We start from the raw sequence: 18,371 nt of genomic DNA on the forward strand, positions 1-18,371 counted from the left end.
CCCCCCCCCCCCCCCCCCCACCCCCCCCCCCCCCCCCCCCCCGGGGGGGGGGCCCCCCCCCCCCCCCCCCCCCCGGGGGGGGGGGGGGGGGGGGGCGGGGCCGGCCCGCCCCCCGGCCGAATCGACGAGCGGGCGCGCCGCATCGATCAGCGCCGTGAAGCCGGGCAGACCAGCGCCATCACCCGCGAGAAGCCACGCATAGCGGCGGTCGATCGCCGACCATGGCCGCGTCCCGCCGACGACCTCGGCCAGGGCCGAAAGCCGTGCGACATCTATGCCGCTCGCCCGGTCGAACAGCGTGGCCTGTCGTGCGGCGACGGCGAGACGCAGGAGCGGGCCGGGCGAGTGCGTCAGGGCGTCGATGACCCGGCCCGCGCCGTCGGGATCGGTCTGGGGCGGCACGACCTCGAGATCCTCCAGAAGGCTGTCCCAGGTCCTGGCCGTGTCGTCGAGATAGAGCCCGAGCACCGTCGCGACGAGCGTGCGTCCGGCAGCCTGGGGCCGCTCGCTCTCGCCCAGCACCCAGGCATCGGCCTGCAGCGCGCCGGAGAGGTCGGCCAGCGCCGGCGCCATCACCCGATGGAAGCCCTCCGCGGTGAGCAGGCCCGGGATCGGCGTGGCGAGGGAGGCCCCGGACCGGCGTGCAAGCGACCAGCCATCGGCACCGAGGATGAGATCGGCGCGAAACGGCCGTAACGCCTGGGCCGCGCCGGAGCTCCGGATCGCGGCATAGGCCCGGACCGCGAGCGGCGTCTGCCGGAGGCGAACCCGGACCCGGTCGATCGCCGAAGCATCCACCTCGGGCACGAGGCGCGGCTCTGCGGCCAGGGCCCGCTCCAGGTGGCGCGCCAGCCGCTCGCGCCGATCGGGGGAAGGCTCGGTCATGGACCAGTCGATCGAGGCCCAGAGGCGGACGAGATCATCCTGTCGCGGAACACCGGCGTCGCCGAGGGCGACGACCGCCTTCAGCCCCTCGAATGCGAGCTCGGGCGCGATGTCGGGGCGTTCGATCCGCTCGATGATGCGGCCCGCCAGCCGCCCAAGAAGCCCGTCGCGCAGCAGGTCGCGATCCAGCCGCTGGGTTTCCACTCGGAGATCGTCGAGGGGCCCGGCATTCAGGCCGGCCCGTCGCCACCAGGCGGGCGACGCGCCGATGAGCGGGGAGGCGAAGAGGCGGTCCAGGGCGTCGAGGACGACGGCCGGATCGTCCGGCGACGCAGCGGCGTCCGGAGCGGCGGCGCGAGCCTCCACGATCGCCGACCGCGCATCCCCGGCGAGCCGCTCATTGGAGACATGGACGGCGGCGAGGAGAGCGGCCGCAGCGGCGATCCCGCCCCCGAACACCGCCATCCAAGTCCGCCGCCGGGTCATCGGGTCAGGTCGTCGACGAGGCTTTGGGGCTCGGCGGCGTCGTTGTCGCGCATCCGCTGCATGTGCAGCACGAAGATGTCGACATAGGGCAGCAGCGAGTCGGAGCCGCGGGCATGCAGCTCCGCCTTCAGCGTCGGCACCTGCGCCTGGACCACCTCGTCCGAATAGTCGCCCGCGGTGCTCAAGACAGTGTCGACATAGATCTCGCGCGAGGTGCGCACTGTGTCCTCCAGCCCGGAACGCTGCTTCTCCATCTGCTGCATCTGCGTCTCGGCCTCGCCAATCGCCTTGCGGGTCTGGGCGTCCTGGCGCCGCGACTGCAGCTGCCGCAGGGCCGGGCGCGCCACCTGTTCGATCGCCTGGCTCACGGCCAGCAGGCGCTGCTGATCGGTGCGCAGCTTGTTGCCGAGCAGGGCGCCGACATTCACCAGCGACCGCACCGTCCGGTTCCGGGCGTCGTTCCGGTCCACCAGCGCTTCCCGGATCGACTGCCCGACGCCGCGCAGCTCGGTCTTGACGGTCTCGTCCCCGGTCTCGTCAGCTAGGCGATCCAGCGCGCTCAGGGCCGCGTCCTCGCGGCGTGCATTCGCCGGGCTCTCGCTCGACGAGGGCATGGCGCGCCATTCTCGCTCGATCTCCGCCAGCCGCTCAGGCGAGGTGATGACCGGCGCGGCCACAACCACGCGCAGCCCGAGTTGGCGGGTCTCAGTGGCCTGGCCGCTGCCGCCGGCGTAGTAGGGCATCTCCACGCGCATGCCGGAGCGGATCTGGTCGAGCGGCATGGAGAAGTCGCCGCCGCGGACGATGAAGCCGCCGGCCTGGCCATGCAGCCGTCCGCGCCGGTTCAGCCGGAACGGCTCGAACATCATTTCCGCGGCGTTGCCCAGGACGTCGTGCAGGCCGAGCGGATTGGGCTTGAGCAGGCCGATCGGATGCAGCTTGCCCTCCGCGGATCCGGTTCCCTGGTACCAGAGATATTCGGCCGGAACGCCGCTCGGCATCGGAAAGCGCGATGCCAGGAACGCTTCCGAGGAGACCGCTATGCCGCCGCGGGCGGCGTACTCCCATTCATCCTCCATCGGCAGGCGGACGAAGCCGGGGGTTCCCGATTCCGAGGGCAGCACGTTGCGGGCATGGGTGATCAGCCACTCGGAATACCGTCGGCCGAAGGCCACGGCATCGAACCAGGAGACCTCGGTCTGGGGCACGCGCGTCCGCATTGTCGGGTTCGGGCACTCCCCGCCGGCCAGAGCATCCCACTGCGCACGGGTGACCTCGTATTTGCCCATCAGGAAGTAGCGAACGCCCGGCGTCGCCGCGTCGGTGAAGGAGCCGGCGATAACCTCGAAGCGGCGGTCGCTGAGGAAGCCCAGCTCCGGCTGGGCGTCGCCGAGCTGGACCCGGACATCGTCGAGGACGCCGGCCGACGGCAGGTCGATGCGCCGGAAGGTCATGGCGCCGCCGCAGGGCAGGGGCAGGACGACGTCGCCGGGCGCCGGCGACGGGTTGTAGGACTCCTCGGGCCAGGTGATGGTCTCGGCCGCCCCGCCCGGGGCGGCGATCGCCAGCCAGGCCGCGAGTCCCAGAAGCGCGGCTCGCAGGGGCCGGGCGGGTCGGTCATACATCACGAAGTCCCTCGGACGGTTGAATGCGGGCGGCGAGCAGGCCGCCCCAGCTCGCCGACAGCAGCGCCGCCAGGATCGTCGCCGCTGCGGCGATGCCGAAATGGACCAGCAGCAGGCGGCAGATGCGCTCGCCGGGCTGCAGGCTGCCGGCGAAGATGGTGTTGAGCGCGACGGCCGCGCCCTGGAAGACGAGGCCGGCGAGGACCACGCCGAGCACGGCGATCAGCACCGCCTGCACCACCGGGAAGGCGACCAGGGACCGTGTCGGCAGCCCGATCAGCCGCAGCATCGCCAGATCCCGCCGCTTGCGCTCGACATGGCCGCGCAGGCTGGCGGCGAGGGACACCAGATAGCCGAGTGCGCCGCAGCCGGCGATCAGCCAGAAGGCGATACCGAGATTGCGGTCCAGCAGCTGCATCTGCGCGATATCGGCCGAGGCGGTGCGGACCTCGACGCCCCGCTCCTTGAGCCACGCCTCGATCGCGGCGATGTCGTAGATCGAGTCCGCATACAGGCGGAACCGCGCGAAGACACGGTCCATGGCCGGCGGCGGGGCGCCGGCCCAGCCCCGGTCGCCGACGGCGAAGCCGTCCCGCCAGTCCTCGGTGGCGGTGAGAAGGTCGAGCGGCGCCAGCAGGGCGTCGGCCGGCGCGATCGGCGCGTCGGTGACGCCGGCGACGGCGAGGGCCAGGCGTTGCGCCTCTATGCGGCCGTCGCGCTGCCGCGTGATCTCGGCGGTGAGCCGGTCGCCCACGGCCGCGCCGAGGCTGTCGGCGAGCCGGCGGCCGAGCACGACCGCATCCCCGGCCGGCGGCGCATTGCCGGCCAGCAGCGGGTCGCCCGGCCCCGACGGGAGCAGCGCGACGCCGGAGAGGGGGCGGCTGCCACCATCCTGCTTGCGCAGCCGGGTGAAGCTCGCGGCGATCGAGCGCGTCGCCGGCACGATGAAGGCGACCCCCTCCCGCCCGGCCAGGTCGCGGAAGAACGCGGCGTCGAAGCGGCTGCTGCCAGCCGGCACGATTTCGCGGTTGCGCGGATCCTCGATCAGCCGCTGGGCCAGGGTGTCGATCAGGCCGAAGCGCATGCCGAACAGGACCAGCAGCGGCGCCAGCACCGCGGTGAGGCCGAGCACCTGGCACAGCACGATCCGCCAGTCATGGCCGAAGTCCTTGGCGGCGAGGTGCGCCGCGAGCGCGATCCGTCCCATGATCGGCTCAAGTCCAGAAATAGGCGCGGACGGCATCCTGCTCGCGCCGGAGGGCATGGCCGAAGGTCCGGTATCCACCGGACTCGGCCCTGGCCCAGTCGTGCGAGGCGATGATGGCCGTGGTCTTCAGCTGCTGGACGGTCTCGATCAGCAGGCCGAACACCTGCTCCGCCGTGGGCGGGTCGAGTGACGCCGTGGGCTCGTCGGCCAACAGGATGTCGGGGCGATGGGCGAGGGCGCGGGCAATGGCCACGCGTTGGCGCTCGCCGACCGACAGGCGGCGCGGCTGGACGTCGAGCAGCCGCGCGAGGCCGAGCCGGCGCACCAGGGTGCGCAGATGCTCGGGGTCGTGCCGGCCGGCGACGCGGGCGGTCAGGGCGATGTTCTCCTCGACCGTGAGATAGGGCAGCAGCCCACCGGTCTGCAGCACATAGCCGATGCTGTTGGCCCGCAGCGCCGCGAGGGCGTCGTGCCGCCGGCGCCGCCAGAGCAGGGCCAGGTCGACCGGGGAGCCCTTGCCGCCGGCCAGATGGAAGGCGCCGGCGCTGTCCGGGGCCAGGGTGCCGCCCAGCAGGTCCAGCAAGGTCGACTTGCCGGAACCGGACTGGCCCGTCAGAAACCAGATCTCGCCGCGTTGGACGACGAGGTTACCGACATGCAGCTCGAAGGCGGCGCTGCGGCCGCCGCGGCGCAGCGTCACGTCGCGCAGGGCGTAGACCGGCGGAGCCGCCACGACGGTCATGGCAGGGCGTCGAGCGGGATCGGAGAGACGGCATCGCCGCCGCTGCGGTCGCCGTCGAGGGCGATCCACAGATCGGTGTTGTCGTAGATCCGCCGATACAGCGCGACCTTGGCCCCGAGGTCGTCGAGGAACTGGCGCTGCTGGCCGAAGCTCCAGGACAGCCAGTCGTCCTCGCTCAGCTCCATGATCCGGCTGCGATAGGGCAGGCCCTCGAGATATTCGCCGATCAGGCCGAGATCGGCCAGCCGGCGGGCGTTCTCGCCGCCGACGCCCTCCGGCCGCCGGGCCATGGTCGCGGCGGCGCTGCGCAGCTGGCGGAAGAAGTCGTTCGGGGCGACGCGCGTCGACTCGCCGGCGTCGATGATCGCCTGCAGCGTCGCCTGCAGGTCCGACAGCTGGTTCCGGGTGATCAGAACCCGGACGTCGAGCGTCTTGCGTGCCGGGTTGGCGATGTCGCGGTCGGAGACCCAGGCCGAGAACAGGCGAGGCGGCTGGTTCCCTTCCATACGGCCGAGATAGGCAAGCTGCATGGCGCGGCCGACGAGGCCGGCGCGAATCAGGGCCGAGTCTTCGGTGCTGGACGGCGCCGAGGCGGACTCTTCGGTTTTGTGCCCCACAATGACCGACGGGTCGGCGAGCTTGCCCTGCTCGGCCGCTTTCATCTGCTGGATGATCGTGTCGGACACGCGGCCCACGACCTTACCAAAGGCATCCACATCGCCGCCCTTGACCGGAAAGTACAGGCTGCCGATGTTCTGCACCGACGTAAGGGTCTGATAGATGCTTGCGGCACGGTCCTGGTCTTGTTGGCCGGCTGCCGTCAGCAGATGCACGACGATGATCGCGATGCCCTTCTCCTGGGCAAGAAGCCGCAATCGTTCGGCATCAAGGCCGGTCGAATTGTGCGGGTCGGCACCCGTTCGCGGCGATGCGTCGGTCACCAGGACAATGAATCGGCCGGCATAATTGCTCCAGTCTATGTCCTCGATCGCAGTCTTCAGGCCGGAGAACGTGTCTTCCTCCCAGTCGAGGTTAGAGACCTTGGATTCCTGGATCTCGTTCATCTTCTGGTACAGAGCGGCCCGGTTCCGGCTGTCCTCTAGCTGCGAATAGACGCGTGACAGATACTCGTCGGGTTGACCGCTCTCGAGGACGTCCCTGAAGGCGACGACGCCGAAGCCGGTGCGTTCGCCGGCGGCGGATTCGGCAAGCCGTTCGGAAATTTCCCGGTATGTCGTGCGGGTCCTGTCGATATAGGGCTGCATCGAGATCGTCGCATCCATCAGGAAGACGATACCCGTCCGGTAGCCCCTGAGGTGTTCCGCCGCCAGATCCTCGGCCGACGGCTGGGGCGCAGTCCCGGGTTGGTCCGGCTTCTCCTGCAGCGAGGTTGCGGCAACTTCGAGGGCCAGCCCCGAGAAGCCGCTTGCGAAATAGCCGTCGGTCCAGTTCAGGATCGGCAGCAGGTAGAAGGTCTTGGCCGGATCGATCCAGGTTGACGGCTCGATCGCCGTCACCGGGCTGTCCTGGGGCAGGGCGCCGGTTTCGGCGGCCTGGCGCAGCGCCGCGGCCCGAGCGCCGGCGTCGGGTGACTCCATCAGCCCGAGAAGCGGATCGGCATCCTTGAAGAACAGGGCGCGGTCGCGATTCACCGGATTGGTGAAGAGGACGACCATCGTCTGCTTCCAGTCGATCGCCTCCGCGGCCGGGATCCACCCCAGCGTTCGCCCGCCCGGCGTCGTGCCGACCTCGATCCAGTCGGCGTCCCCGCTCTTTGCCCGTCCATAGACGAAGAGCATGGACAGGGCCGGGATCTCCGGGCCTGCCGACGCCCCGGCCGGCTCCGCCGCGGCCTTTGCTCCCGGACGGGTGAGCACGCGCTGCCACAGGCTCGTCGTCCCCGGCATCAGCAGCGGCGTCCGGGCTTCGGCCTGTCCGGGCGGGGTCTGCGCTGCCGCTGCGCCGGCGAAGAATGCCGCCGACAGCCCGACCGCGAGACCGACGGCAAGGGCGCGGGCGAAGGAAGCCATTCGGATCATGGTTCGGAACCTGCGTTGCCGAGGGCCTGGAGGAGTGGCCGGGCATCCTCCACCCCCCGTTCCAGGGCGGTGGTGTAGAACTCCCGGGCCTTGGCCGGATTCGGCGCGGTGAAGGGGTGGGGCCCCTGGTCCCAGGAGTCCGGGTCGTAGAAGCGGGCGATCCCGAGCGCGGCCTCGCCGCTGCCGCGCCGCGAGGCTTCCTCCCACAGCACCAGTGCAGTGTCCGCGTCGCGCTTCTCCTGCAGGAAGCGCTGCCCGACCAGATACAGGTCGTGCGGCGGCAGGTCCAGGAGCCGGGGCAATTGCTGGCGGTCCAGGGGTGGGGCGGGATCCGGACGGATCGCGGTTTCGGCCTCGGCCGGGGCCTCCGCTTTCGGCTGCACCGCTTTTGGCTGCGTCGGTTCTGACTGCACCGGTGTCGACCGCGGCGGTTCAGGCCGCGGCGGCTCCGATCGCACCACCTCGATGGCAGGCGCGGATGTCGCCGCCGACGGCTGCGTTTGTGGCGGCGGAGGCGGCGTGACCGCGGTCTGACGCCATTGCCACCACAGGCCCGCAGCTGTGATCAGGACGAGACAGAGGAGGGCGGCGATCGCGAACGCCCGGCGCCGTGGCGTCCCGGCCGACGGGGCTGGCCCCGGTCCGGAAGCGGTGGCGGTGACGAGCTCCCGCATCGATTGCGGGCGGTCGAGCGGATCGGGCTCGAGCATTCTGGCGATCTGGGGGGCGAGGCTCGGCGGCACGCCGTCGAGCTGCGGAACGCTCCGGCGGGCGTTGACCACCGTCATCATCGTCCGGCCCATCTCCAGCGGGCGGCCGCGGGCGGCGGCGGCGAGCACGAGCCCGAGGCTGTAGATGTCGGAGCGGGAATCGACCTGGGCGCCGAACAGCCCGACCTGCTCCGGCGAGGCCCAGGAGAACTTGCCGGCGAAGCTGCCGCCGACCACGGTCTGGGCGTCGAGGTCGGAGAACTTGGCGATGCCGAAGTCGATCAGCTTGGCGCCGCCGAGCCGGCCATGCTCGAGCAGGATGTTGTCGGGGGACAGGTCGCGGTGGCAGATGCCGATGTCGTGAGCCTCGGCGAGGCCGGAGGCGAGGCGGTCGCGCAGGGCGCCGACCTCCTCCGGCGTCAGCGGCCCGTCGCGCAGCCTGTCGCTCAAGGACGGGCCGTCGACATATTCCATGACGAGGTGAAGGCGTTTCGACTCGTCCCGGAACAGCCCGTCATAGCCGACGATGGCGGCGTGCCGAATCTTGCGCAGCGCCTCGGCCTCGCGCAGGAACAGGGCGACGATCGCCTCGTCGCCCATCAGCTCGGGCAGGATGATCTTGATGGCGTGTCGCGTCTGCTGATCGATGTGCTCGGCTTCGTAGATCTCACCCATGCCGCCGCGACTGATCAGCCGGACGATGCGGTAGGTGAACAGGACGGTTTCGCCGGGCGACAGCTCGGTGGCCGATCGCGGCCCTCGCGGCGGCTCCGGGACCTTCGGCAACGCGTCCTCGGACAGACGCTCGGGCCCGGCAGTCACGGCCGGTCTCCATTCGGCCGGCGCGGCGGCACGGTGCGCTCCTCGTCGTCCTCGCAGGACAGGACCACGACGGTGACGTTGTCCGGCGCCCCGCGGCCGAGCGCCAGGTCGACCAATCCGTTCGCCGCCTGCTCGGGCGGCATGGCGTCGAGCAGATTGGCGATCTCGCCCTCGGAGACGACGCGGGTCAGGCCGTCGCTGCACAGCAGGAAGACATCGTCCGGAAGGACGACGCTCCGTTCCATCTCCAGCTCCAGCGTGTCCGTCGCACCCACCGCCCGGGTGATCACATTGGACTGGGGATGGTGATGGGCCGCCTCGGGCGACAGCACACCGCTGTCGACGAGTTCCTGCACGTAGGAATGATCCCGCGTGATCTGCCAGAGCTGCCGATCGCGCAGCAGGTAGAGACGGCTGTCGCCGGCCCACAGGCAGACGAAGCGGCCGGCATGGATCATCAGCACGATGGCGGTCGACCCCATCGTCGCGCCGGTCTGCTCCGCCTCCTGCCGCAAGGCGTCATGGACCTCGGAGAGCCGGGCATGGACATCGCCCATGAAGGCAGCTCCGGACTCGGGGACCTGCACCCGGTCCAGGGCCTCGACGATCATCCGGCTCGCCTGATCGCCGCGCCGATGGCCGCCCATGCCGTCGGCCACCGCCCACAGGCCGATCCCTGGCTTGGACAGGAACGCGTCCTCGTTGTGATGCCGCACCGCGCCCGCGTCGGTGCGGCCGGCGGATCGGAACTGGAAACGCTTCACCGGGCGGGCTCCGTGGCGAAGCGCGCCGTCATGAATGCCCGGGGCCAGGCCAGGGGAGGCGGCAGCCCGTCACCGGAGAGATACCAGCCCTCCGCCGCCGGGCCGGTCCAGAAGCGGGCCGGAGCCGAGGCCGCAACCAGGCGCAGCGCGGCGACGCCCAGCCCGTCGGCTGACGGCAGCAGCACGCCATGCCAGCCATCGCCGATCTCGACCGGCGGCCGGTCCTCCTCCATCAGCGGCGGGGCGCCGAGGCCCTCGACCGCGGCCTCCCACGCCTCCGGCGCCGTGGCGTCGTCGAGTGCGGCGAGCGCGGTCCGCTCCAGCGCATCAAACCAGCCGGCCGCGAGCAGCGGAGCCTCCGGACCCGGATCCGCACCAAGAGGCGAAGCCAGGGTGAGGGGAAAATAGCGCCCGACCCTGTCCACGCTGGGCATGAGAAGCCCCGCCATCGCAGGTCCAGCGCTGCCCGCCGGCAGCAGGAACCGCCAGACCGGCGCCGTCAGGAAGCTGTCCAGCCATCCATCGCCGAGCGCCTCGCGCGTCGCCACCATGCCGCGCTGCAGCCAGTCGTCCCAGGGCTCGACGAAGCTTCGCGGCAGCCGGCGGGTGACGAAGTCCCCGAGCCAGGGCAGCTTGCCGAAGACGCCGGGCCCGCCGGCCTCCGGAATCAGAAGACCTGTGGGCATTGGAACTCCCTCAGCTGCGGCAGCGTGAAGGGGCTGAGGACGCTGGCTGTGCGGATCTCGAAGGTGGCGCTGTTGTTGCCCTCGCCGATGGTGAGGCGGAAGCGGTCGCTGGCCGAGGCGCCGGCGATCCGGGACCGGTCGACCAGCCGGAACAACGCCCAGGGGCCCTCCAGGGTGATGCCGCCGCTTGGCAAGCCGTCGACGCCGGTGAAAGAGACGCGGACCTGGCTGGTCCCGGTCCCCGGCCAGCGCATCGACACCGGGCGGACCGGGCCGTGGTTGTAGGAGACGGTCTGGCCGTTGATGTCGAGCGTCACGCTCGCTGTCTCGGGCGACAGGTCGACGGGCTCGATCTCGAAGCCGATGCTGGGCTGGCTCCCGCCCTGGGGGAAGAACGCATCGCGGATCCTGGCAGCCTTCTCGAACTGCGCCAGCGTGCTGTCGGCGATGCCGAGGTCGATGTTGTTCAACCGGGCCCAGCGCCACGGATTGCGCGAGGTGTCGGCGTATTGGGCGAGGTTGCTGGAGAAGAAGCCGTCGATGAGCCCCCCGGGCGCGAACAGCCGGGCGAAGTCGTCCAGCTTCACGTCCTGCCGGGCGCCGCGGGCGAGCGGATAGCGCCCGGCCAGCGCCGTCTGGCACAGCGGCCGGCCGGTGGTGTTCCAGTCGGCGTTCAGCGTCTGCCGCGCCCCGCCGATGGTGACGTTGGAGGTGGCCTGGGCGATCTGCTCGGCCCAGCCGCGCATCGCCTCGGGCGCACGGCCGGCCGAGGCGGTGAGCTGCTGCGCCAGGGCCGCGAGCTCGGCGTTGGCCGCGGCTCCGGCGACGCCCGGCGTCATTGCGCTGCGGTTCATCTGGCGATAGATGTCGGCCAGCGTTCGGATCATGTCGTCGAGCGGCGCCGCCGCGCCGTTCGGGCCTTCGACGAAGGTGTGCAGGTCGCGGAACCGCTCCTCCACATAGGCCCCCGGCAGAGGGGCCGAGTCCGTCGGCGAGGCGCCGGCGCCGAGGCGCGTCCGGGCATAGTCCTGGGCGAGCAGCGAGGCGAGCCGGCCGCTCATGCCGAAGCGGTTCTGCGCCACGGTCTCGACCTGGGAGGCGACGACGTTGACCGCCTGCTTCTGGCCGTCGCTCAGCTCCGGCGCGGCCTGTCCCGCGGCAGCTGGGGCCTCCTTGGTCAGCGCGGTCTCCTGTGCCGCTCTGCGCAGGATCGCGGCCAGAGGCGAGCCAGGGCCGGACAGGATGTTCAGGACCTCGATCGCGTGCGCCCGGCTTTCGAACGGGACAATGCGGATATCGGCCAGGAGCGCGTTCCAGGCCGAGATGTAGTCGTTGTAGTAGAGCTGCAGCGCGTCGCCAGCGATCCGGGCGACGGCCGCATCGTCCGGCGCGTCCGCCGCCGCCTGCGGATCGGTCACCCAGCGTTCCGAGGCCACGAGGCGGGCCGCGTCCTCGATCCCGGGCAGGACCACCTCGTGGAAGCCGCGATAGGTGAAGATCCCCGGCACGCCTTCCCCTAGACTCTTGTTCGAGGCGCGCACCAGGGCGCGCAGGGTCTCGGGCCCGCCGTGATCGCTCACGCCCCAGGCCGGCAGGGCCGCGGCATCGGGGCTGGCGGCGAGAAGCGTATAGGCGCGCTGAGCGGGGGGCGTGGCGGCGATGATCCCGCGCACCCGCTCCACCAGCCGGCCGTCGATCCCGATCCCGGCCAGCGGCCGCTCGAGCAGGGCGGCCGTATGGGTTTCGACAGAGCGACGAAGGGCGGCGTTCTGCTCTCCGGGATAGCGCTGCACGAGGTCGATGCGGAGCCATTGGAGGATGGTGGCGCTGTCCACCTCGGGCGCCTTGCCGCCGAGCATCAGGTAGCTTTTCAGCGCGACATAGGCCAGGTCGGAGGGTTGCTGCACGCTGTGCAGGATGTCCTCCAGCCGCAGCACCAGGCGCGGCAGAAGGACCGTGTTCAGGGCGTGCCGATAGGCCTGGACGGTGCCCTGGGACAGGGTGTCGCCCTGCCAGAGGCCGAATCGCAGCGCCCAAGGCGCCGGATCGTTCCGCCGCTCGTAGCCGGCCGGCGCCGCGCGCAGCGCGTCGAGGGCGGGCAGGACGGGGCCGAGATCGGCGTCGCGGACCGGCCCGCTGATGTCGCCCAGCTTCGCGGCATAGCCGTCGAGGCCGTCCTGCGCCGAGGCGATCAGCGTCCGGTTGCCGAGATAGCTGACGGTCCAGGCCGCGACCAGGGCGACCACGACCGCAGCGGCGGCGGCCGTCACCCCCCAGCGGATCCAGCGCAGGCGTCGCTCCAGCCGTGGATTGGTCGAGACGATGCCGGCCTCGGCGAAGACAACCTTGCGCAGCAGGTCCGTCAGGAAGTAGCTGCGGCCCCGGCCGTGTGCGGCCATCATCTGTTGGCGGTCCAGGCCGAAGGACCGCGCCATCGCCCCCATCAGCCGGTCGAAGGGCGTGCCCTCCTGGGTGCCGCTGGTGAGATAGACGCCCCGCAGCAAGGGCCTGGCATCGTACCGGCTGGGGCGGAACGCCTCGGTCAGGAACTCCTGCAGCGCATCGCGCATCGAGGCGACCTGAGCCGGGAACCCGTAGACCAGGCTGCGGTGCTGGATGTCCGGCTCCTGGTGCAGCCGCTCGACGACGCGGTGGTTGAGCCGGTCGACCAGGAGGTCGAACTCGCGCAGGAAGCTCGGGACGACGCCGGTCTCGTCCCTGCCCTCGTCGAGGGCGAAGGTGACACCCCAGACCTGCTCGCGCTCCTCGCGGCCGAGATTGTCGAAGAATTCGGAGAAGCCGGCCAGGAGGTCGGCCTTGGTGAACAGCACATAGATCGGGAAGCGGACGCCGAGCTCGTCCGTCAGCTCCTGCAGCCGCTGGCGGACGGCGCGGGCATGGGCAAGGCGCTCGCTGTCCGGCATCAGCGCGACGTCGGAGATGCTGACGCAGACGATCGCGCCGTTGATCGGCTGGCGCGGGCGATTGCGCTTGAGCAGGCCGAGAAAGCCCTTCCAGGCAGCGGCGTCCCGCGCGGCATGGCTGTCCTGGGTGGTGTAGCGGCCGGCGGTGTCGATCAGCACCGCCTCGTTGGTGAACCACCAGTCGCAGTTCCGGGTGCCGCCGATGCCGCGGATGGCGTCCCGATCCTGGCCGGTGCGGTCGGCGAGCGGGAAATCGATGCCCGAGTTCAGCAGCGCCGTCGTCTTGCCGGCGCCGGGCGGGCCGATCAGGACGTACCAGGGCAGCTCGTACAGCCAGCGGCGGCGGCCCTTGCGGCCGAGGCGCGTCTTGCGCAGGACCGCGAGCGCCTCGGACAGCCGGCCGCGGATCGCCTCGATCTCGTCGTCGGCCGGGGCAGCCGTTGCGGCAGCATCGTCCGCCGCGACCTCGTCGACCAGCTTCGCATTCGCCCGCTGGCTGCGCACCGCGGACCAGGCGATGACCAGCGCCCAGAGCACCAGCATCGCGGCGATGATGACGACGCGGATGAGGGCGTCCTCGAGCGGCCGCACCTCCGCCACCGCGATCAGCGGGCCGACGAACCAGATGATCGTCGACAGCAGCAGCACGCCGACCAGGGAGACGAACCAGCGGGCCGTCAGGATGGAGACGATCTTGCGCACCGCGTCAGCCGCCCTTCGCAGGCTTGAGGAGGACCACTTCGATCCGCCGGTTCTGGGCTCGGCCGTCGGCCGTGTCGTTCGGGACCAGCGGAACCGTGTCCGCCTTCGCCTCGACCGAGAAGCGGGAATCGTCCTGGACCCGGTCCGCCAGAATCCGGCGGACGGACTCGGCCCGGGCCAGCGAGAGCTGCCAGTTCGACGGGAAGCGCAGGTTGCGGATCGGCTGGTTGTCGGTGTGGCCCTCGACCACGACCTGGCCCGGCTCCGTCTTCAGCGCGTCGCCGATGCGGACCAGGATCGGCTTGCGGTCGTCGGTCACCGTGTCGCTGGCCGAGGCGAAGAGCCCGTTGCCGTTGATCCGGACGCGGGTGCTCTGCTGGTCCTCGATGACGGTGACCAGGCCCTCGCGGATCTCCGGCTCCAGGAAGCGCTTGAGGCGGCTGCCGGAGGTCTCCTCGACGACCTTGGGCGCCGGCGGCGGCTCGACCGGCGCCGGCCGCTCGATCACCACCGGCCCGGCCGGCGGCACCTGGGCGGCGGCCGCCATCACCGGCTGCAGCGTCCCGTCCAGAAGCCATTGATAGGTGTAGAAGGCCCCCAGCAGGATCGCACCGGCCGCCGCGCCGATGACCCAGAGCGGCACCAGGCGGGACAGTCGCCGCCGGGTCGGGGCGACGCCGGCCCAATGCGGCGACAGGGCGCGCTCGCGATGGTCCCGCCGCCGCCGGATGGCCATGTAGAGCGAGTCGCGGGTTTCCGACAGCCGGGCGGGGCCGCGGGGATCAATCCGATAGCGCCCCTCGAAGCCCAGCGCCAGGCAGACATAGAACAGCTCGAGGATGTCGAGCGTCCGCTCCGGGTCCTTCATCAGGTGGTCGAGGATGTCGAAGAACCGCTCGCCGCCCCAGGTCTCGTTGTAGAAGGTCGAGACCATCGACTGCTTGGTCCACACGCTCTGGCTGCCCCAGGGGGTGTTCAGGACGAGGTCGTCGATGGTGGCGCAGAGCCCGTAGCGGGCGGCCCGGATCGCATCGGCCGTGGCGCCCGTCGCCAGCGCGTTGCGCTCGAAGGCGCGGATCTCCGCGATGACGCGCTCGCGCAGCAGCGGCACGTCGCGATGCACGGCCCGGTTCTTCAGCCGCACCGCGAGCGCGAACAGGGGCGTCGCCGCCTGGATGACCTTGTTCACCCCGGTCGGCGCGATCGGCGCCGCGCCGTCGAGCTCCGGCATCGCCACGCCGGCAAGGCGGGGCCGGGGCGAGGGGGCCGCGCGCGGCACCAGCGTCTTCTCTCCGTCCCCGCCCGGGATGCCGCCGGTGACCACCGCCGCGGGGCGCGCGCCGGCGGGGCGCGGCCGGATCACGGTGCGGTCGGCATCCTGCGGGTCGGCGAACGGATCGTCATCGACCATCGGCTATCCCCGCTGCGCCTTGATGGCCCAGCATTCGAGCTGCAGGTTCGGGAACTCGCCCGCGACATGGACCGCCATGCCGCCGGAGGTCTTGAGATCGGCCCAGTGGCGGCTGTTCCGGTCCATCTCGAAATAGATCACGCCGGGATGGTAGGGCAGCTGGCGCGGCGCCACCGGCAGCGGCCGGATGGTGATGCCCGGCAGCGCCGCGTTGACCAGGTTCCGGATCTGCTCCACCGGTCCGATCTTGATCTGCGTCGGGAAGTGCCGGCGCACCGCCTCGGCCGGAACGTCGGCGCGGACCGCCAGGATGAAGGCGGCCTGGTCGAGCAGCGTCCGGTCATTGATGGAGGCGACGCGGATGCCGTAGCGGCGCTCCTCGAGCGGAACCGGAATGGCGCTCTGCTCCAGCACCGCGGACAGCGACTGGCGCAGCTCGATCATCACCGCCTGGAAGCAGTGCTGCAGATCGTCGTGGCGATAGGGAGGGAAGGCGACCGGCCGCTTGTCCCGGCCGGTGAAGGTCGCCACCTCTCCCGCCAGCTCGAGCATGGCGGCGTAGAGCCGCTCGGGATGGATGCCGGCGGCGGCGGCGACATGGGCGAACAGGGGCTCGGCGCGGTTGACCAGCTGCAGCAGCAGGAAATCCGCCACCTCGGCCACGCCGCGGGCATCGGAGGCGTTGACCCGGCCGGCCAGGGCCTCGCCGCGATGATGCAGCAGCCCGACCAGCTCCGAGACATAGCCGGAGAGGCTGGCCGAGGCGTCATGCGCCAGGCAGGGCGGGATGTACCTGTCGTCGAGGACGATGGAGCGGTCGGCCCGGACCTCGACGATGCGGGCCAGGCCGAGGCAGACATAGCCCGACCGGTCGTCGGTTTCGAGCAGGTAACGCAGCCGCAGCCGGGCTACCTGCATGGCCGCCACGGCCGGGGAGAAGGCGTTCGCGTCCGTCGCCTCGAACTCCGCGGTGGCGTAGCGCGCCGTCGCGTTGGCCTCGGTGTGGTCGATGTCCGGGTTGCCCGGCTGCCGGACCGGCACCGCCAGGTAGACGATGGCGTTCTTGGTGCTCTCCGGCACCGTCAGGGGCGGGGGATGATCGGCATCCTCCGGCACGGCAAACGGCGTGCCGTCGTCCAACACGCCCGACACCGCCGAGACGGCGAACTTTCCGGTGCCGAGCAGGTCGCGATTGATGCGCAGCTCGCGGATGCCCCAGCCGTATGGCAGCAGGCCGGCGACGCGGGCGCGGACCAGCTTCTCGACGTAACGGTCGAACTGCTGGAAATGGTGGGTGCGGAGAAACATGCCCTCCGCCCAGACGACCTTGTTGTCCCAGCCCATGCGGTCTAGTCCTCGACCTTGATCGAGATGTCGGAGGCGCCGACATGGATCGCCACCTCGTCGACATCGCCGGGATCGATGCTTTCGACGGCGCGCCACTTGGCCCGGTCGATGTCGCGGAAGCCCGCCACCACCCCGATCTGATGGGCGGCGGGGTCGAACTGCACCGACAGCGTCCGGGTCTTGCCCGGCGTCAGCAGCATCTGCTCGCTGCTGATCAGCGTGTCCCCCAGCGCGGCCTGGGGATTCTCGGTCAGCTTGAAATAGTCGGCCTGCTCCAGCGCCGCCCCCGATTTGAGCTGGTAGATCCGGACCAGGATCGGCGACGGCCGGTTCGAGGCGTCGGGATTGACGCCGGGCGCGGCGTCGACGGTGATCGTCGTGTCCCCCGGCTTGAAGCCGAGCGTCCGATCGACCATGTCGCTGACCGCCCCGAAAGTCCCGCACCCCGCCAGCAGCCCGGCCGCTCCCACCATCGCGATCAACAGCCGCAATCGCATCTCCCATCCCGATCGGACGATAGCATTGCCGTCCTGTTTAGCAGGCGTTTTGTCCTGAGGCCAGACGGCCAGGAAAAAGCCCGTCCTTCTGTCCATAGCCGGCATGCGTTACATCCTCATTACAGCTGTGCATCCTGCCCAGTTACTGTGGCTGTGTGCTTTTCTTGCGATTACTTCTGAACAGGATCGCGCAGGCGTTCGTATCCTTCGGCGAAGGATTTGCCGAACAGATCCCGCACGCTTTCGGAGGCACGGTCGGACATCTGACGGTGCAGGGCGACATAGGCCTCCCAGAGCCGGGCCTTGCGGGCCGCGGGCAGGAGCGCGCCCAGCCCGCCGGAGGCACCGCCCGCGGATTCCGCCACCGCGTCCGGCGAAAGCCGGTCGAGGAGATGCCGCAGCGCCGCCTCCATGCCGCCGATCGTGCCGATCTGATGCCGGCGAAGGTCGCGAAACCCCTCTTCCATCGCATCCGCCCCCTTGGCGAAGGCGGGAAGCGGTGGCGACAGGATGGCGGTGATCGCCTCTTCCTCCGTCGCTGCGAACTTCAGCGGGTTGTTGTTGCGCGGCTGGATCGCCGTCCGCTCGATCCGGAACTCCGTCTTCAGGGATGACCGCGCCTCCAGCGCCTCCAGCAGGCCCTGCACGCTGGTGCGAAGGATCTGGCCGATCATGCGCGCCAGCTCCTCGCCGCGCTCCGCCGGGAACAGGGTTGGATCCACGCCGGCAGCCTCGAGAACGAGCCGGAGAGGATCGGTCTGGGCCTGCGCGGTCGGCGCCGCGGGGGGAGGGGGGGCCGGATCAGGTTGCGGCGTCGGCGGGGGCGACGGGGTGTCATGCCAATCGCGCGGAATCAGGCCGGCCGCCACGGCTCTGACGGCCGGCACCGGCTTCTCCTCCGCCCAATCCTCGGGGATTTCCCGGAACTGCGGCGTGGGAGGCCGGAAGGCCACATGCGCGGCGGGAGTGTGATCGGGTTCCGCCACATGCTCCCAGCGTTCGCCGGATGTGGTGTCGAACGGCGGGGGACCGGACGGGGCCGGTCCGGAGGGCCATTCAGCTGCGTCCAGCTGATGCCGGGGCAGCTTCGCCCCGCCCGCCGCATCAATGCCGAACGGCAGGGCCATGGGGTCGTCGATATCGATCGAATGGCTGGCTGCCGGGGCGTCGGCCCCGGACAGGCGGACCAGGAAGTGGTAGTCGCCGATCGCGATTCGATCGCCGTCGGACAGGACGGCGCTGTTCGAACGGCCGAGCGGCGTTGACCCGCCGTTGACGAAGGTGCCGTTGGTCGACAGGTCGAACAGCACATAGCGCCCGTCGACATAGTCGATCAGGCAGTGATTCTTCGAGACGAACCGCGAGCTGTCCTCCAGCACCCAGTCGTTGTCCGGCCCGCGTCCGAGCGTGAGGCCGCGGTGATCGAAGGTTCGGGTCTTGTCGCCGCCGGACGGGCCGGAACCGCCGGCGGTGAGGTCGAGGATCAGCTTCATGGCCGAGGAATTCGGGCGAAGGTGCGAGGGG

12 protein-coding genes are annotated in these 18,371 nt (G+C 70.9%); all 12 read right to left on the minus strand.

Features of this window, described 5'->3' with window-relative positions; genetic code table 11:
• On the minus strand, positions 1–1,350 hold a 1,350-nt coding region (locus AAHM41_RS21590; RefSeq protein WP_342238645.1), incomplete at its 3' end, for an ImcF-related family protein.
• A gap of 17 nt (positions 1,351–1,367) precedes the next feature.
• Positions 1,368–2,996, minus strand: coding sequence for a formylglycine-generating enzyme family protein (locus AAHM41_RS21595; protein ID WP_342238646.1), 1,629 nt, complete (start codon positions 2,994–2,996; stop codon positions 1,368–1,370).
• Positions 2,989–4,203: an ABC transporter permease gene (locus tag AAHM41_RS21600; RefSeq protein WP_342238647.1), complete on the minus strand. Its 1,215-nt coding sequence runs from the start codon at positions 4,201–4,203 to the stop codon at positions 2,989–2,991. Before AAHM41_RS21600 ends, AAHM41_RS21595 begins: the two co-directional genes overlap by 8 nt.
• Before the next feature lie 7 nt (positions 4,204–4,210).
• A complete protein-coding gene (locus tag AAHM41_RS21605; protein ID WP_342238648.1) occupies positions 4,211–4,945 on the minus strand; it encodes an ABC transporter ATP-binding protein in 735 nt (244 codons plus the stop codon).
• 2,035 nt (positions 4,946–6,980) lie between these two features.
• Entirely contained in the window at positions 6,981–8,516 is a 1,536-nt protein-coding gene (locus tag AAHM41_RS21610) for a serine/threonine-protein kinase (protein WP_342238649.1), read from the minus strand.
• Positions 8,513–9,280 (minus strand): PP2C family protein-serine/threonine phosphatase, encoded by a 768-nt coding sequence (locus AAHM41_RS21615; protein ID WP_342238650.1) that lies wholly within the window; start codon positions 9,278–9,280, stop codon positions 8,513–8,515. Before AAHM41_RS21615 ends, AAHM41_RS21610 begins: the two co-directional genes overlap by 4 nt.
• The gene (gene tagF, locus AAHM41_RS21620; protein ID WP_342238651.1) at positions 9,277–9,966 is read right to left on the minus strand and encodes a type VI secretion system-associated protein TagF; all 690 of its coding nucleotides are present in this window, start codon (positions 9,964–9,966) and stop codon (positions 9,277–9,279) included. The genes AAHM41_RS21615 and tagF overlap by 4 nt, the downstream gene beginning before the upstream one ends.
• Positions 9,948–13,592 (minus strand): type VI secretion system membrane subunit TssM, encoded by a 3,645-nt coding sequence (tssM, locus tag AAHM41_RS21625; RefSeq protein ID WP_342238652.1) that lies wholly within the window; start codon positions 13,590–13,592, stop codon positions 9,948–9,950. Before tssM ends, tagF begins: the two co-directional genes overlap by 19 nt.
• Positions 13,593–13,596: 4 nt before the next feature.
• The gene (icmH, locus tag AAHM41_RS21630) at positions 13,597–15,003 is read right to left on the minus strand and encodes a type IVB secretion system protein IcmH/DotU (RefSeq protein ID WP_342238653.1); all 1,407 of its coding nucleotides are present in this window, start codon (positions 15,001–15,003) and stop codon (positions 13,597–13,599) included.
• 3 nt (positions 15,004–15,006) lie between these two features.
• Positions 15,007–16,347 carry a type VI secretion system baseplate subunit TssK gene (gene tssK / locus AAHM41_RS21635; protein ID WP_342238654.1) on the minus strand — a complete coding sequence of 447 codons (1,341 nt, stop codon included), beginning with the start codon at positions 16,345–16,347 and terminating at the stop codon, positions 15,007–15,009.
• 5 nt (positions 16,348–16,352) lie between these two features.
• Positions 16,353–16,841: a type VI secretion system lipoprotein TssJ gene (tssJ, locus tag AAHM41_RS21640; RefSeq protein ID WP_342238655.1), complete on the minus strand. Its 489-nt coding sequence runs from the start codon at positions 16,839–16,841 to the stop codon at positions 16,353–16,355.
• Positions 16,842–17,017: 176 nt separating this feature from the next.
• Positions 17,018–18,340: a type VI secretion system-associated FHA domain protein TagH gene (gene tagH / locus AAHM41_RS21645; protein ID WP_342238656.1), complete on the minus strand. Its 1,323-nt coding sequence runs from the start codon at positions 18,338–18,340 to the stop codon at positions 17,018–17,020.
• Positions 18,341–18,371: the final 31 nt, after the last annotated feature.

The organism is Inquilinus sp. OTU3971 (assembly GCF_038440215.1).

Excerpts from the sequence above, each read along its gene's own strand:
- AAHM41_RS21605 (WP_342238648.1), bottom strand. The coding sequence starts at position 4,945 with ATGACCGTCGTGGCGGCTCCGCCGGTCTACGCCCTGCGCGACGTGACG.
- icmH (WP_342238653.1), bottom strand. The coding sequence starts at position 15,003 with ATGGTCGATGACGATCCGTTCGCCGACCCGCAGGATGCCGACCGCACC.
- tagF (WP_342238651.1), bottom strand. The coding sequence starts at position 9,966 with ATGCCCACAGGTCTTCTGATTCCGGAGGCCGGCGGGCCCGGCGTCTTC.
- AAHM41_RS21595 (WP_342238646.1), bottom strand. The coding sequence starts at position 2,996 with ATGTATGACCGACCCGCCCGGCCCCTGCGAGCCGCGCTTCTGGGACTC.
- tagH (WP_342238656.1), bottom strand. The coding sequence starts at position 18,340 with ATGAAGCTGATCCTCGACCTCACCGCCGGCGGTTCCGGCCCGTCCGGC.
- AAHM41_RS21600 (WP_342238647.1), bottom strand. The coding sequence starts at position 4,203 with ATGGGACGGATCGCGCTCGCGGCGCACCTCGCCGCCAAGGACTTCGGC.
- tssK (WP_342238654.1), bottom strand. The coding sequence starts at position 16,347 with ATGGGCTGGGACAACAAGGTCGTCTGGGCGGAGGGCATGTTTCTCCGC.